General features: G+C 52.1%; 21 protein-coding genes. All 21 read left to right on the top strand.

What is annotated here, in order from left to right; genetic code table 11:
- Positions 1 to 12 precede the first annotated feature (12 nt).
- The 21 genes from AAYN39_RS09365 to AAYN39_RS09265 all read left to right on the top strand — a co-directional run bounded on the left by AAYN39_RS09365 (position 13) and on the right by AAYN39_RS09265 (position 14,248).
- Positions 13 to 621 (top strand): phage head morphogenesis protein, encoded by a 609-nt coding sequence (locus tag AAYN39_RS09365; RefSeq protein ID WP_000387695.1) that lies wholly within the window; start codon positions 13 to 15, stop codon positions 619 to 621.
- Positions 622 to 635: 14 nt separating this feature from the next.
- Positions 636 to 1,868, top strand: coding sequence for a DUF2213 domain-containing protein (locus AAYN39_RS09360; protein ID WP_000873182.1), 1,233 nt, complete (start codon positions 636 to 638; stop codon positions 1,866 to 1,868).
- A 4-nt stretch (positions 1,869 to 1,872) separates the two neighbouring features.
- Positions 1,873 to 2,370, top strand: coding sequence for a hypothetical protein (locus tag AAYN39_RS09355; RefSeq protein WP_000128060.1), 498 nt, complete (start codon positions 1,873 to 1,875; stop codon positions 2,368 to 2,370).
- An 11-nt stretch (positions 2,371 to 2,381) separates the two neighbouring features.
- Positions 2,382 to 3,323, top strand: coding sequence for a DUF2184 domain-containing protein (locus AAYN39_RS09350; RefSeq protein WP_000627464.1), 942 nt, complete (start codon positions 2,382 to 2,384; stop codon positions 3,321 to 3,323).
- 41 nt (positions 3,324 to 3,364) lie between these two features.
- Positions 3,365 to 3,733 carry a hypothetical protein gene (locus AAYN39_RS09345; protein ID WP_001040702.1) on the top strand — a complete coding sequence of 123 codons (369 nt, stop codon included), beginning with the start codon at positions 3,365 to 3,367 and terminating at the stop codon, positions 3,731 to 3,733.
- Positions 3,699 to 4,106, top strand: a complete 408-nt coding sequence (locus AAYN39_RS09340) for a DUF4054 domain-containing protein (protein ID WP_001125675.1) — start codon at positions 3,699 to 3,701, stop codon at positions 4,104 to 4,106. Before AAYN39_RS09345 ends, AAYN39_RS09340 begins: the two co-directional genes overlap by 35 nt.
- Positions 4,103 to 4,657 (top strand): hypothetical protein, encoded by a 555-nt coding sequence (locus AAYN39_RS09335; protein ID WP_000008737.1) that lies wholly within the window; start codon positions 4,103 to 4,105, stop codon positions 4,655 to 4,657. The genes AAYN39_RS09340 and AAYN39_RS09335 overlap by 4 nt, the downstream gene beginning before the upstream one ends.
- Positions 4,644 to 5,033: a hypothetical protein gene (locus AAYN39_RS09330; RefSeq protein WP_001142488.1), complete on the top strand. Its 390-nt coding sequence runs from the start codon at positions 4,644 to 4,646 to the stop codon at positions 5,031 to 5,033. Before AAYN39_RS09335 ends, AAYN39_RS09330 begins: the two co-directional genes overlap by 14 nt.
- Positions 5,008 to 5,571: a hypothetical protein gene (locus AAYN39_RS09325; RefSeq protein ID WP_000389379.1), complete on the top strand. Its 564-nt coding sequence runs from the start codon at positions 5,008 to 5,010 to the stop codon at positions 5,569 to 5,571. The genes AAYN39_RS09330 and AAYN39_RS09325 overlap by 26 nt, the downstream gene beginning before the upstream one ends.
- A 3-nt stretch (positions 5,572 to 5,574) precedes the next feature.
- Entirely contained in the window at positions 5,575 to 6,720 is a 1,146-nt protein-coding gene (locus AAYN39_RS09320) for a DUF3383 family protein (RefSeq protein ID WP_001135544.1), read from the top strand.
- A gap of 11 nt (positions 6,721 to 6,731) precedes the next feature.
- On the top strand, positions 6,732 to 7,172 hold the full coding sequence (locus tag AAYN39_RS09315; RefSeq protein ID WP_000257259.1) for a DUF3277 family protein: 441 nt from the start codon (positions 6,732 to 6,734) through the stop codon (positions 7,170 to 7,172).
- A gap of 3 nt (positions 7,173 to 7,175) precedes the next feature.
- The gene (locus AAYN39_RS09310; protein ID WP_000389047.1) at positions 7,176 to 7,628 is read left to right on the top strand and encodes a phage tail assembly chaperone; all 453 of its coding nucleotides are present in this window, start codon (positions 7,176 to 7,178) and stop codon (positions 7,626 to 7,628) included.
- An 11-nt stretch (positions 7,629 to 7,639) separates the two neighbouring features.
- Positions 7,640 to 7,816 (top strand): hypothetical protein, encoded by a 177-nt coding sequence (locus tag AAYN39_RS09305; protein WP_024131185.1) that lies wholly within the window; start codon positions 7,640 to 7,642, stop codon positions 7,814 to 7,816.
- Positions 7,806 to 9,758, top strand: coding sequence for a hypothetical protein (locus tag AAYN39_RS09300; RefSeq protein ID WP_000990867.1), 1,953 nt, complete (start codon positions 7,806 to 7,808; stop codon positions 9,756 to 9,758). Before AAYN39_RS09305 ends, AAYN39_RS09300 begins: the two co-directional genes overlap by 11 nt.
- Entirely contained in the window at positions 9,758 to 10,408 is a 651-nt protein-coding gene (locus tag AAYN39_RS09295; RefSeq protein ID WP_000346974.1) for a phage baseplate protein, read from the top strand. The genes AAYN39_RS09300 and AAYN39_RS09295 overlap by 1 nt, the downstream gene beginning before the upstream one ends.
- A 3-nt stretch (positions 10,409 to 10,411) precedes the next feature.
- The gene (locus AAYN39_RS09290; protein ID WP_000388505.1) at positions 10,412 to 10,714 is read left to right on the top strand and encodes a hypothetical protein; all 303 of its coding nucleotides are present in this window, start codon (positions 10,412 to 10,414) and stop codon (positions 10,712 to 10,714) included.
- A 2-nt stretch (positions 10,715 to 10,716) separates the two neighbouring features.
- Positions 10,717 to 11,748, top strand: coding sequence for a hypothetical protein (locus tag AAYN39_RS09285; protein WP_000042301.1), 1,032 nt, complete (start codon positions 10,717 to 10,719; stop codon positions 11,746 to 11,748).
- Positions 11,745 to 12,080, top strand: coding sequence for a hypothetical protein (locus AAYN39_RS09280; RefSeq protein WP_000826019.1), 336 nt, complete (start codon positions 11,745 to 11,747; stop codon positions 12,078 to 12,080). The genes AAYN39_RS09285 and AAYN39_RS09280 overlap by 4 nt, the downstream gene beginning before the upstream one ends.
- A gap of 194 nt (positions 12,081 to 12,274) precedes the next feature.
- Complete coding sequence (locus AAYN39_RS09275; RefSeq protein ID WP_000050472.1) at positions 12,275 to 13,006, top strand: hypothetical protein; 732 nt, start codon at positions 12,275 to 12,277, stop codon at positions 13,004 to 13,006.
- Positions 13,006 to 13,434, top strand: coding sequence for a hypothetical protein (locus tag AAYN39_RS09270; protein ID WP_001144794.1), 429 nt, complete (start codon positions 13,006 to 13,008; stop codon positions 13,432 to 13,434). Before AAYN39_RS09275 ends, AAYN39_RS09270 begins: the two co-directional genes overlap by 1 nt.
- Positions 13,435 to 13,492: 58 nt before the next feature.
- Entirely contained in the window at positions 13,493 to 14,248 is a 756-nt protein-coding gene (locus AAYN39_RS09265; RefSeq protein ID WP_001685627.1) for a Gp138 family membrane-puncturing spike protein, read from the top strand.
- Positions 14,249 to 14,485: the final 237 nt, after the last annotated feature.

The following is a 14,485-nucleotide window of genomic DNA, read 5'->3' as shown; positions in this document are numbered from 1 at the left end:
GTCACCGAAATCATGGAGGCCCTGGAGCGCTACAGCGAAATTATAACGCCGTGGGCGACGAAGGTTGCTGAGAACTTTACCGCTGACATTGTGCGCAAGAATGATGAGCAGTGGCGGAAACACAGCAAAACCATCAGTCGTGAACTACGCAATCTGGTGAGCAATGCCCCGCCAGGGCAGGTGATGAAATCCATCGTTGCCGAACAGGTTAAGTACATTAAATCGCTACCCCTCGAGGCTGCTGACAGGGTATACGACATCCAGAATCGGGCGATTGAAGCTGTTGTGACCGGTGGGAGAGCGGAGCATTTTGCTAAAGAAATTGCAGCATCGGGTGATATAGCAAAGTCCAGGGCTGACCTTATCGCCCGTACCGAACTTGGACGTGCAACCGGCGCGCTCGATCAGGCGCGAGCGCTGTCAATCGGCTCGAATGGTTATATCTGGCGTACAGCCGAAGATGGCGACGTCCGGCATTCTCATCGGGAGATGGAAGGGAAGTTTGTCGAATGGGGACGACCCCCAACGCTTGACGGCATGACCGGTCACGCTGGCGAGCTCCCGAACTGCCGCTGTTATAAAGAAATCGTCTTCCCCAACCCTCATTCTTATCTCGCCTGAATCGCAGGTAAAACATGAAATATTTTTTCAATACCCGGCTGGGGGAAACCCGCTATCAGCTGGCTGACGGCTCGCTGCTGTGTAGAGACGTGCCGATAGGTCGAACGGGTAAGCAGCTTTACGGCGCTGCTGATCTGCCAAACCTCAAGCCTGACAAGTTCGGTGAGATAGTCGTAACGCGCTCTCCTGAGCAGGTATTCCATCCGGCCACGCTTGCCTCCTTCGAAGGGATGAGCATCACGATCCTGCATCCGGAGGATGAAAACGGGAACGTCCGGTTGGTCAATCCCGAGAACTGGAAAGAGCTTGCGGTCGGTCATCTTCAGAATGTCCGGCGCGGGACTGGTGAGCAGTCTGATTTGATGCTGGCTGACCTTATCGTCAAAGACGAAAGCGCCATTCAGCTTATCGAAGATGGTCTGCGCGAAGTGTCGTGTGGCTATGACGCGGAATATGAACAGGCTGAGCCGGGTAAGGCTGAGCAGGTCGATATTACCGGAAACCATGTGGCTCTTGTCCCCAAAGGCAGAGCCGGAAATCGTTGTGCAATTGGAGACAGAGACACAATGGCAAATCAAAAGAAAAGCTGGTGGACCCGCATGCGCACGGCCATCAAAACAGGTGACTCGGACACCATGAACGAACTGCTGGACTCAGCGCCAGCGGCTGTAACGGGGGATGAAGGTGATCTGCCGGGCGGCGTCAATCTCAACATTAACCTTTCACCACAACAACCATTGCCGGACAAAAAGCCGGAGATGGGCGGAGATGTGACCGGCGACGGCGAGGACGATATCAAAACCCTGCTCAAGGCCCTGCTGGCTAAGCTGGAAGGAACGGCAACAGGCGATAATGCTGACACCCCTGATGATAAAGATAAGAAAGACCCGACCGGCGACGGCGAGGACAACGAAGAGGAAACCACGATTACGGGTGACTCTGCCTATCGCGCTGAAGTCATTATCCCGGGTATCGATCTGAGCCGTAAGGTGAAACCGACCGCATTTAAACGTGATGTGCTGGCGGCCGCAGACAAAACACTGGTTCGCCAGGTTGTCGGTGACGCTGATATCCGCAAATTACCTAAACAATCGGTTGATATGGCGTTTAACGCCGTATCTGAGATTGCAAAAGGGAGAAACACCCGCAGCACCACGGGCGATGCACAACGTCCAGGCATGGGCATGACCAGCATCGCTTCCCTGAACAAACAAAACGCCGACTTCTGGTCTAACCGCAAAGGATAATCCAATGACTGCATATCTGTACCGGATGCCTGTTGGCATTGCCGGGGCTATCTCTCGCCCGCAGGACTTAACCGTCGAACCGGTGATCCTTAAATCCGATAACGCCTTCGCAGCGTATGGTCTGGCTGGCAAATACGACGCTGACGGCTTTTTCGTGCCGCTGGCGGAGGGTGACACCGTCGACAAGGTGAAGGGTATCTACGTTCGTCCGTATCCGACCACATCGCAGCCAGACATGGTTCGCCAGGTGGGTACTGATAAGAATTTCCCGGGCGACGCCATGAAGCGTGGGTACATGACGGTAAACGTGGGTACTGATGCTTCGTCCGTTAAAAAAGGAGGCGTGGTGTACATCGTGGTATCAGCCGATGCTTCCATCCCGGTTCCGCTTGGTGGGATCACGGCGGCAGAGGTGACAGGCAAAACAGCCGCGTTACCTGATGCTTTTTTTACGGGGGCCGGTGACGCTAACGGCAACGCAGAAATCTCCTGGAAGATTTAAGGAACAGACGAATGATTACTTTTGATCAGGCAACCGTTGATAGCTCCGGTGCCTTTCTCATCGGGGAGCTGGAGCGACTCGACCAGGGGCTGAATCTGCCACTGGTGGGTTATACCTGGACACGTGATATCCAGTTGCGCGAAGACGTCTCTATCGCAGATGACATTTCCAGCTGGACGAATACCAGTTTTGGCGTGGCGGGTTCTGGCGCTAATCCGAATGGTAAAAACTGGGTAGGCAAAGATTCAACTGCCATTGCTGGCGTTAATGTTGATATCAGTAAAGACGGCAATCCGCTGAACCTTTGGGGGATGGAGCTGGGATGGACTGTTGTTGAGCTGGCTGCGGCACAGCAGGTAGGCCGTCCGATCGACACTCAGAAGTACGACGGGATGCAGCTTAAATGGCAGATGGATAACGACGAACAGGTTTACGTCGGAGACGAAGCGCTTGGTTTGAAAGGTCTGACGAATCTCGTTGGTGTGACGCTGAACAACGCAACGAAGACCTGGGCTAACTCCACCAACGATGAGATCCTCGACAGCGTAAACAGCATTCTGTCGAATGCCTGGGCAGCATCCGGTTATTCCGTCGTGCCTTCTGATCTGCGCATTCCGCCAGAGCAGTATTCATTGCTGGCGAGCCGTAAGGTTTCCGAAGCGGGTAACCAGTCACTGCTGACTTATCTGGCTGTGAACACTATCGCTTTCCACCAGAATGGCGTTCCGCTGGAAATCAAAGCGGTCAAATGGCTGAAAGGGCGCGGGGTTGGCGGTAAAGACCGTATGGTCGCCTACACCAACGATAAGAAATACGTCCGCTATCCACTGGTTCCGCTGCAAAGCGTTCCTGTTCAGTATCGTGGTCTGTACCAGATTGCGACCTACTACGGCAAGCTCGGTGCGGTTGAGCCAGTGTACAAAGAAACCCTGTCCTACGTGGACGGTATCTGATAACCAGAATGGCCCCGAAAGGGGCCAGAAGGAAACTAAAAATGGCGAAAGAAAAGCTGGTTACCATCCATGTTCACACCCCGTTTACGCTGACGCTCGGTGATCAGTCAAAACAGGAGTTTGGCCGGGGACGGCATAACGTACCAGAAGAGGTCGCGTCGCACTGGTTTACCCGGGCGCACGCTGAGCTTTCCGAAAGCGGATCGAATGAAACTGATGACCAGCAACCCGTTATTGACAGCCTTCAGGCGCAGATTGCCGATAAAGATAAACTGATTGCCGATCTGAAAGACGCTCTGCTCAAGCTGCAGGAGCAGAACGACAGCCTGCAGGCGCAGATTACTTCCGCCCGGACTGGCGGTAATGGGGCGAAAGATGCCAAAGAATCAAAGCCTGCCAACAGTAAGTGATTTTCGCCGCGACTTCCCGCAGTTTGCTGACCCTGCCAGATATCCCGAAGCACAAATCGAGTTCCGTCTGAATCTGGCCGATGAACTACTGAGCGAAAACGTCACCGGCAAAAAGTTGTTTCCGTACTTTGCCGAGTTGTTCGTTGCGCACTATATGACGCTCTGGGCGGCAGATAGCCGGGCGATGCTGGTTGGCGGTCCGGGCGGTTCAACCAATGGTGTTCAGTCCTCCAAGTCCGTTGACAAGGTAAGCGTCAGCTATGACACCAGCGCGACGCTAAACCCTGACGCAGGCTTCTGGAATAACACCCGGTATGGCGCTGAATTTTATCAGCTGATCACGATGTTCGGTGCAGGGGGACGCCAGCTATGAGTTTCAAAAGCGGTGTAACAACGAGGGTTGATAACGCTCAGGCAATACTGGATGCGCTAAAGTCGCTAACCAAAAAGGATGTGCTGGTCGGTATACCTGCGGAAGACAGCGATCGGGATGATGTGTCGTTCGGTAATGCCGGGATTGGGTATATCAACGAATACGGTTCACCTGCACAAAACATCCCACCACGTCCGCATCTTGTACCCGGCGTTAAATCAGTTGAAGACCAGACGATGCCACAGCTTAAAGCTGCGGCACAGGCTGCGCTTGATGGTAATGCGGCGGGAGCGGAAAGAGCACTCAACCGCGCAGGTACAGTGGCTGCAAGAGGGGTGAAAAATCACATCAAAGCTGCCAATTTTACTCCGCTTGCAGATAGCACCGTTGAAGCGCGTGCGCGCCGTGGGCGTAAAGGTGCGAAAGCGGAACTTGCGCGGCGTGCTGCTGGTGAATCTCCGGGCACCACTTTGGCTAAGCCTCTTTACGATACTGGCAAATATCTCGCCTCAATAACCCATGTAGTGAGGGATAAAGATGCCGACTCTTGATGTAACCGATGTTCTTTTCGACCCGGATTTTTGTGACTTCAACCTTTGGGTAACGCGTCGGGTACAGACAGTGGACGAAGACGGGATTGGTAGCGACAGCGAAGTTAAAACGCAGTTTGCCGGGGTTGTTACCGTTGACCGTTCACTGGAAAACCGCCGCATGCAGTCCGGGCAGGTTATCAGTGGAGCAATCCTTATCGTGACGACTGAGCGACTCACGCAGGGGCAGACTGGCCGTGATGCCGATATCGTGACGTATCAGAACCGTGATTATCGTGTGACATTCGTCGACCCGTACACCGCATATGGCGCCGGCTTTGTACAGGCGCATTGCGAGCTGCTGCCGTTCGATGGAGGATTTCCCGTTGAGCAATAATTCCAGTACGGAGCCGGGATGGCTTACACCTGTCAGCGGCGATCCGGATTATGACGAGGCGCTCGACAGGCTGTTAAGCCAGTGGGTACGCAACGTTTCCGGTTTGCCGACTGGAATGGTTCGCCCCCGATGGCAGAAAGATCAGCCGCCACTGCTGCCAGCTGAAACGAACTGGTGCGCGTTCGGCGTTACCGGATGGCCCATAGATAACAGTCCCGCATTCACTAACCAGACTGAAGAGGGCGCTCAGCTCTGGCGACATGAAACCTTTGAGTGCATGGCGTCATTTTATGGCCCGGCGGGCATGACGTTTGCGTCACGTTTTCGCGATGGTATTTCTGTTGCGCAAAACAACGCCGAACTGAACGCGCTTGGCCTGTCCATGGGGGACTACACCGGTCTGACCCCTTTCCCGGAACTTATCAACCAGCAGTGGGTTCGCCGTTACGACATTACTGTGCGCCTTCGTCGCAAGGTGGTGCGCGAGTACGGCATTAAATCGCTGGTGGATGCACCAGTTTCATTCTTCGGAGATTAAATTATGCCGCAGGGATTACCTGTATCAAACGTCGTTAATGTCGACGTGATCATTGGGCCGCGCGCGGCTACTGGTCGAAATTTTGGTTCACTGCTTATTCTCGGGACATCCACGGTCATTCCGGTGAAAGAGCGTCTTCGCCTCTACTCCTCAAAGGAGGACATCGGATCTGATTTCGGCGTGGACAGCCCCGAATATGAAGCAGCAACAGTCTATTTCTCCCAGTCACCACGACCTAAAGAGGTGTATGTAGGTCGCTGGGCTAAAACACTGGCAACGGGTGAGGCGGGTGCTGCTGAAAAGCTGATGGATGCGGTTAACGCCGTAATGGGCTACACCAACTGGTATGGTCTCGGTATTGCAGACAAAGAGGATATTGCAGATGACGACTGGCTGAAGGTTGCTGCAGCCGTAGAAGCTTCGGGCGTCAGCCGCATTCTGGCAATTACCACCAGCGATCCCGCCACCTTTGACGCCACTTCAACCGGGGATCTGTCCTACAAGCTGAAGGCGGCAAAATACGGGCGCACGTTCGTACAGTATTCTTCCAGCAGCAAGTACGCTGCGCTGTCCGCGTTTGGCCGCGCGTTTACGGTGAATTTCAACGGCAGCAATACCACCATTACCCTGAAATTTAAACAGGAGCCGGGGATCACTTACGAAACCCTGACGACTGATCAGGCGGCGGCGCTGGATGCCAAGAACTGCAACGTGTTTGTGTACTACCAGAACGATACGGCAATCCTGCAGCAGGGCGTCATGTCCAGCGGTGATTTCTTTGATGAGCGCCACGGGCTCGACTGGCTGCAGAACTACGTTCAGACCAACCTGTATAACCTGCTGTACACCAGTACAACCAAAGTGCCTCAGACCGATGCGGGTGTTACACGTCTTCTGTCCAATGTTGAGCAGTCTATGGATCAGTCCGTGACGAACGGGCTGGTGGCTGCTGGCGTATGGAACGGTGGCCCAATCGGGCAGCTGGATTCCGGAGACGCGCTGACAAAAGGGTATTACGTCTACGCGCAGCCGATTTCCGAGCAGGCGCAGGCAGACCGTGAAGCACGTAAGGCACCGGTTATTCAGGTTTCCTGTAAGCTGGCTGGCGCAGTGCATTTCGCTGACGTACAGATCAACGTCGTTCGCTAAGGGGAAAATGAATGGCTACTTATTCTTTTATGGATGTCACCGCGTCCATTTCTGGCCCGACTGGCGAGATTGACCTGGGCTACGGTTCCGCCAGTTCAGAGGAGGGGATCACCGTTGCAATGGGCGGCCCCAAAAACACCATGACCATCGGTGCTGACGGCGAAGTGATGCACAGCCTGCACGCGGATAAAAGCGGTACGGTAACTGTCAATCTGCTGAAGACCTCGCCGACAAACAAAAAACTGTCGCTGGCGTATAACGCACAGAGTCAGTCCTCAGGAACCTGGGGAAACAACGTCATTGTGATCCGAAATAAGGTGAGCGGAGACATCATCACGGCGCGCAGTGTGGCCTTCCAGAAACAGCCGGATAACGCCAACGCGAAAGCCGGTAATACGATGCCCTGGGTATTTGACTGCGGCAAAATCGACCAGGTACTCGGAGAGTTTTAACAGATGGAATGTTCAGTCAAAGGCCACGATTATCGCGTGGCGAAACTCAGCGTTTTTGACCAGCTGAAAGTCACCCGTAAATTGCTGCCGGTGCTGGCGGGCATGATGTCAGATTTCGGGGGCATTCGCTCCCTTCTGCCTGCGGATGGCAAAATCGACAGCGCTAAGTTTGATGCGCTTAAGCCGGTGTTTGAAACCCTGCTGCCGCGTATCGCTGAGGAACTGTCTTCCCTGACCGAAGAAGATACCAACGCGATTATTCATCCTTGCCTGGCTGTGGTATCACGCAAACATATGGGGGGATGGGCCCCGGTGTTTAACAGCGGTCAGTTGATGTTTGACGATATCGACCTGCTGACCATGCTGCAGCTGGTGGCGCGGGTGGTCGCCGATTCTCTGGGAAATTTTTTGCAAGGACTCCCTACCAACGGGACGCCCACCCCGCCAGCGGAATAACCTTCAACAGCCTGCCGGGCGGTGAAGATTTTATTCTTCGCCCGGTTCTCGCCTTCCATATTGACCAGAAAGACCTTAACAGCGGCGCGGTAGATCTCTGCCGCATCGCGCTTCTCAATGACTACCTCGACATGCGCGAGGATAACGATGCTCGGGTAGATAAATGGAGAGAGGTTAATGAACGCTGAGACTATTAAAGATTTTCTCGTCTCCCTTGGATTTGGCATTGATGAAGCCGGATACGAGAAATTTGAATCTGTTCTTGCTGGCGTCACCGCAAATGCCATAAAAACAGGGCTGGCGGTGGAAGGTGCGGCGCTGTCCGTTGTTGCGTTTACGGCGAAAATTGCCTCCGGTCTGGATAATCTCTACTGGGCATCTCAACGCACCGGCGCGACGGTTCAGGGGATTCAGTCGATTGGCTACGCAGTTTCGCAGGTGGGCGGTAGTGTGGACGCGGCGCGGACTTCGCTGGAAAGCCTCTCCCGGTTTGTGCGTAATAATCCCGGCGCGGAAGGCTTTCTGAACCGCCTGGGCGTACAGACCCGGGACGCCAGCGGGAATATGCGCGATATGGCCGCCATTTTTACGGGCGTCGGCCAGGAGCTCAGCAGCATGCCGTATTACCGGGCTAACCAGTATGCGCAGATGCTGGGCATTGATGAAAATACCCTTATGGCGATGCGCCGGGGTTTAGGGGGATTCTCCGGCCAGTACAGCGCGATGGCAAAGGCCATCGGTTTCAATGCTGACGAGGCGGCCAAAAGCTCCAACAGGTTCATGACCTCCCTGCGCGAGTTCGGCGCGATGGCAGGCTTGGCCCGTGACAAGATCGGCTCTAATCTTGCTGGTGGTCTGGCGGGTTCGCTGGACACGCTGCGCCGCCACATCCTGGATAACTTCCCGCGCATCGAGCAGACCCTGACGAAAGCCATAAAAGGTATTCTGACGCTCGGGGATATCATCGGTCGCGTGGCGTTTCGAATTGTTGAAGGTGTAGGGGATATTATCGACTGGTGGGGAAAACTGGATAAAGAAACGAAAACCCTGATAGAGGTTATCGGTGGTCTGGTTGTCGCCATGCGGATACTTAACTCTACTTTCTGGATGTCGCCTGTAGGGCTGATTACTGGTCTGATCGTGGCGTTCGGTCTCTTGTGGGAAGACTACAAAACATGGAAAGAAGGCGGTAACAGTCTTATTGACTGGGAAAAATGGCAGCCAGCGATAGACAAAGCGAAGGATGCGATGGTCTGGCTCCGTGATCACCTGCTCGAACTTAAGGACTCTATTGGCGGCTGGAAAACGTCACTGGAGCTGCTGGCGACCTTTATCGCCGGTGCGTGGATTAGCAAGGTAACGGGCGCATTTGCCAGACTGGCAGGTATACCGATGCCGCCGTGGTTAAAAGGCTGGATGGCCTACGCGGCTTACCTGTATGACGATCGGGAGAATATCGTCGCCAGTGCGCAGTCGTCTATCGATTATGCCAAACAAAACATTGGCGATGGAATGCGTGCACTGGGGATTGATACCGATTTTGGCCGCAATCCCCACACCGTCAAAGGCGCTAATATTCAGCCGGATATTCCTGGAGCAGAACCTGTACAACATGCACAATCCGCAAAGCGCACTTTAGCCGACAGGAACAACAATCCGGGTAACATTCGCCCGGTGGGCGGTAACGGCTTCCGGTTCTTCGAGTCCGCCCTTCAGGGCTGGGAGGCGATGAAAAACCAGCTTATGCGCTACTTTACAGGGAAAACAACCGGGCGGGCATTACAGACCATTCAGGATATTGTCAGTACCTGGGCGCCGGCTGGTGACAACAACGACCCGAAAAAGTATGCGCAGGATGTTGCAAAATGGATGGGCGTTTCACCGAACACTGTGTTGAACCTCGCCAACCCGGAAACTATGGCCGCGCTGATGCAGTCGATGGCGCGCAAAGAAGGGTATTCAAACTGGAACAGCCCGCTGGCGTATCAGGCCGCTGGTGGTAGCCTTAACCAGCAGACTGTTATAAATGTCCACGGCGTGAACAATCCTCAGGAAGCGGCTAATCTGATCGCTGACAAGCAGGGTGCTGTCAATGCCAGGGCGGTACAGCAATTGAAAGGACCTGCGTAATGGATTTTTTATCTGTTTTGCTGCAGCAGCGAACCCGCTCGATAGGAATAATTATTCCTGATGTGGTTATTACCGAAAAGCATACTGACGCTCTGGAAATTACGGAACATCCGGTTGAACAACCCACGAATGCTGGTGCCAGTGGTGAGGGCGCTGGTTACATATCAGAACACGCATTCAGGCGCCCTTCAGAAGTTGTGATGGAAACCGGATTTTCCGGAGGCGGATCGCTGCTTGATTTTGCTGATACTTCCGCTATTGGTCTTTCACTGGGGCTGAGCCCGAAAGAACTGTATCAGGAGCTGCTTAACCTGCAGCGGGATCGTATTCCTTTCGATGTGACAACCGGCAAGCGTATTTACAACAATATGTTGATAAAAACGCTGGAGGTGACGACTGACAAGAGCAGTGAGAATGTGCTTCTGGCGACCCTTACCCTCAGGGAGGTGATTATTACCTCCACGCAGTCAATCAGGGTTGCCTCGAAAAACAATATGACCGAGGGAGTAGGGACGTCTGCTGTACAGAATACAGGTACCAAAACAACGGTACCGCCGAATAATTCCATTCTGAAATCGCTGCCACAGATGGCGCAAAAAGGTGTCACCACTGTCGATGGGTATCTGAGCAATTTATTTCTGGGAAGGTGATTCATGGAGGCCGTAGAAATCCCACTGGTCGCTGATAATCAGACTTTTGCCACCACAATTAACGGTACGGTTTATCACCTGTCTGTCATCTGGCGCGGAGAGTACTGGGTTCTGGATCTTGCTGACAGCAATGGTTCCGCCATTATCTCAGGTATGCCGATGATTACGGGGGCTGACCTGCTGGCGCAGTATCGATATATGAATCTCGGGTTTTCGCTGGTGGTACTCTGCGACGTGGCAGGACAGGAAAACCCGACGCAATTCGATCTCGGAACGTTCTCACACCTCTATGTCTTCACGGAGTAACAATGTCAAAAAACTGGATGCGTCACTTTGAATTATTGCTGGTTGACGATAAGGGCGACGGGATAAAAATTTCTGAGCTTAAAGTCACTTTCAATATTCAGAAAATGCCTGCGACCATATTTAATGGATTCGTTGGAAATTTTAAGGTTTATAACCTGTCCCCTACCACTCAGAACCGGATTATGCAGAAGGAATTCTCGCGTATACAGGTTATAGCCGGATATAAGGGACAACCGGATGCAACGGGTAATTATCCCGATGAAAACGTTGGTATGATATTCAACGGAGATATCCGTTTTACTGTCACCGGGAAAGATAATGCGACAGACAGTTGGATCATGTTGCAGTGTATCGACAGTTGGGAAGGCCACCTGAACGCCAGTGTGAAAACCACAGTGGCTGCCGGCTGGAAGTACAGTGATCTTTTCAGCCTGGGCATGAAATCATTCGGGCCTTATGGTATCGAGTCAGGTGCAGTTCCTGACATGCCTGAGACGGTCTTCCCCCGTGGGCGGGTTGTCTATCAGAGCACAGCCAGGCTGATGAATCATATCGCCGGACAGTGTAACGCTTACTGGTGGTATGAGAACAATCAGGTCAACATTGTGCCGGAAGATAACTATATCGGTGTCGCTACGGTGCTGAATGCCAATACAGGGCTAATCGGTAGGCCTCAGCAAACAATGGGTGCAGGCGTAAACGTCAGGTGCCTGATTAATCCAAACATTAAGCTGGGTGGGCTTATTCGTCTGGATCAGGCATCTGTCTACCGGACCTCTTTGAGTAATGACCAGATAGCGCAATCTCCAGCACGGCTGGATGAATCGGAAAGCGACGGTAATCTCTACGTTAACGGCCTGCCCGGCATGTCACAGCCTGCCAGCATTAATACTGACGGTGATTACATTGTGGGCAGCATCGATTATACTGGCGACACTCGCGGGCAGGCGTGGTATATGGACCTGCTTTGCCTGGCTAAAGATGGCAAAGAATTGCTTAACTCGAAAGGGATTGATGCGGCGAAATACACATGAAAAGACTATTGTTGGCAGCTTTACTTGTCTGTATCTCCTTCACTTCCTTTGCTGATACCGGGTGCGGACCATTCACGATCAACTGGAAAGCGCAAGACGGACTTGCAAGGATTAATGGACAGAAACCGGAGACACAGAAAATCACCTTTCTCAAACAAAAAGGGGATTATGACAATGTGAACATCCAATGGATGGTTCCGGGTAATGGACGTTGGTTAGGGATGGACTTTGTGGCCAGAAATGGCAAGCCGATCCTCAATGTTGAAGTTATCCGCAAAAATATGGACGAGCCGCGAGAGTTCTGGACGTATGACTGCCGGAAGGTGAAGTGAACGCGCTTTTCCTTGTAAGAAGGTGCCTCGGTGAAACTAAATCGATTGACATTTCTAGCTAACCAAACTTTCTGAAAATCAGCAAAATGTGCGCATCGTGCTGTCGTTTTCCAACTTTACCCATTACACTGCAGATACTTTTGAAGGCGTTTTGCCATCAACTTTGATGTCACCCAGTCAGGAATTACAACTAAATGAGTTTAGCGCAGCCTAAATCCGGAGAGCTTTTAGAGATCCTTGGTCCCTCACTCACTCAGGGAGAAAACCTACTCAGTGAGTTTGAAATTCATGCCGTCATTCGTGACGCCAGGAATGTTCCTGAATATTATCAAGGGCTTTCTATCGAGGGATTAGCTAAGCTTGTTTTAGGCGAAGTTGAAGAGGGATGTGCCCTTTGTGAAAAGTCATTGGCGATAGCCCCGGACGATTCTGTTTCGTTTTGTAACTATACGATTGCGTTGAGAAACAAGGGGTATCACGTTAAGCAATACGAGATTATTAAGAGAGCGATCAACTCGCGTAATCCTCGAATTCTTTCTGAAGTGGCTATAAATGCTGCGTATTGGGTGGATTTAGATTTGCTGAAAAAGGTAATGCCTATGCTTAATGCGATGGAAGTTGCTAAGGCAGACGATTTGCTCAAGTGTAATGAGTCGCTTGATTATCTTATCGATCATGAGAATCATTCTCATGACCTTAAGGCGATCGGCCAATTGATGATGACTATTGCTGAAAAGTATCGTTTACGTCTGGCTGGTGCGCATGCTTTTTATGTCATGAATGAGCTGAACACATTTTTCGTAGAAATTAAAACTGACGACCCAGCACTTTTGTCAAAAGTGAATAACGACCTTGCCAATGAACTCATCGCTGCTGGTTTGGAAAATTCAGAGTGTGTTGGTTGTTTCCAGGCAGGAGACTTCTAATGCCTGTTATGCATAATTGTTTTCTCGAATTAGCCAGAGAATCATTGCAGCACAATGGTGAGCAATGGACACGTAATGCTATCAGCAGGTCATACTACGGCATGTATCATTCAGCCCTCAGAATCACTAACAATCTGACGCCTACCCATGATACTGATGGTGAGAGATTACCTGGCGGTTCTCACATGCGACTCTATACAGCTTTTTGTAACGGTGAGGCTGCTAAAGTTAACGGCGTAGATGTTGATAAAGTCCGTAAAATTGGCATTAAGTTAAAGATGTTACATGCTCAGCGCGTAAATGCTGATTACAGACTTGAACGCAAAATTAATCGAATTACGGCAATTAGTGCCTTACAAGATGCTGAAGAGATAGATGCTCTAGTGGACCGAATGATGAATAACCCCGACGACTCGTTAACAGCATAAGCTATGACTACCATACCAAGCCCGCCGATGAGCGGGTTTTTTTATGTCTGGAGAAAATATGCCAGTTTCACTTTCCTCTCAACTCGGCAGTAAAGAACAGGCTGATACAAGGCTTGTTGGTTCTGTCATGTCTGCACTGCGAGTTTCAATGCCTGGCATCGTCCAGTCATTTGATCCCGACACCGTAACCGCAGTTGTTCAACCCGCTATCAAAGGCTATGAGCCGGATTCGAATGGCGTTAGCCAGTCGACGACATTACCGCTGCTGGTGGATGTGCCGGTGGTATTTCCTCGCGGCGGTGGCTGCACGCTAACGTTCCCGGTTAAAGCTGGTGATGAGTGTCTGGTGATTTTTGCCGATCGCTGCATCGATTTCTGGTGGCAGAACGGCGGGGTACAGGAGCCTGTCGACGATCGGGTGCATGATTTATCGGATGCGTTCTGTATCGTCGGGCCGCAGTCGCAGGCGCAGAAAATAAGCGGAATCAGCACCAGCGCCGCACAATTGCGTACCGATGATGGGGCTGCTTTTGTGGAAGTGGCCGCAGGCCATAACGTTACTGTTAAAACCCCCGGCGCGCTGACGGCTACTGCAGAAGGCGGAACCACGATCACATCACCCATCATTACGCTAAACGGTGACGTAACCATTAACGGCAATCTGTCGCAGGGGATGGGTGAGGGCGGCGGTAGCGCAACGATGCTCGGTCCTGTCACGGTGACAAACGATGTGAAGGCGGGCGGTAAGAGCCTGATGACGCACACTCATAGCGGCGTTCAGACGGGTGGCGGGAATACTGGCGCGCCGAATTAAAAACTACCAACCAGACAAAAGCCCCGGGTGCGCTAACACTTCGGGGCTTTTTACTTTCTACACCTTGAGGATGGCAAGGGAGAACATGTGATTGATTTTAGCAAACTGATAATGGAGTTGCGAGTTATGGGCGAAAAATTACCCAACTGGAAATTCCTGCTTATATGGATTGTATTTTTCCTTTTCGGGCTTTCGAGCCTGATTGGTGCCGTCCGATGGTGGTGAATAAGGAGGTCA

Origin of the sequence: Salmonella sp. K21076 (genome assembly GCF_039650795.1) — a bacterium.
Classification (GTDB): Bacteria; Pseudomonadota; Gammaproteobacteria; order Enterobacterales; family Enterobacteriaceae; genus Salmonella; species Salmonella enterica.
This window is presented reverse-complemented; position numbering and strand designations above follow the sequence as displayed.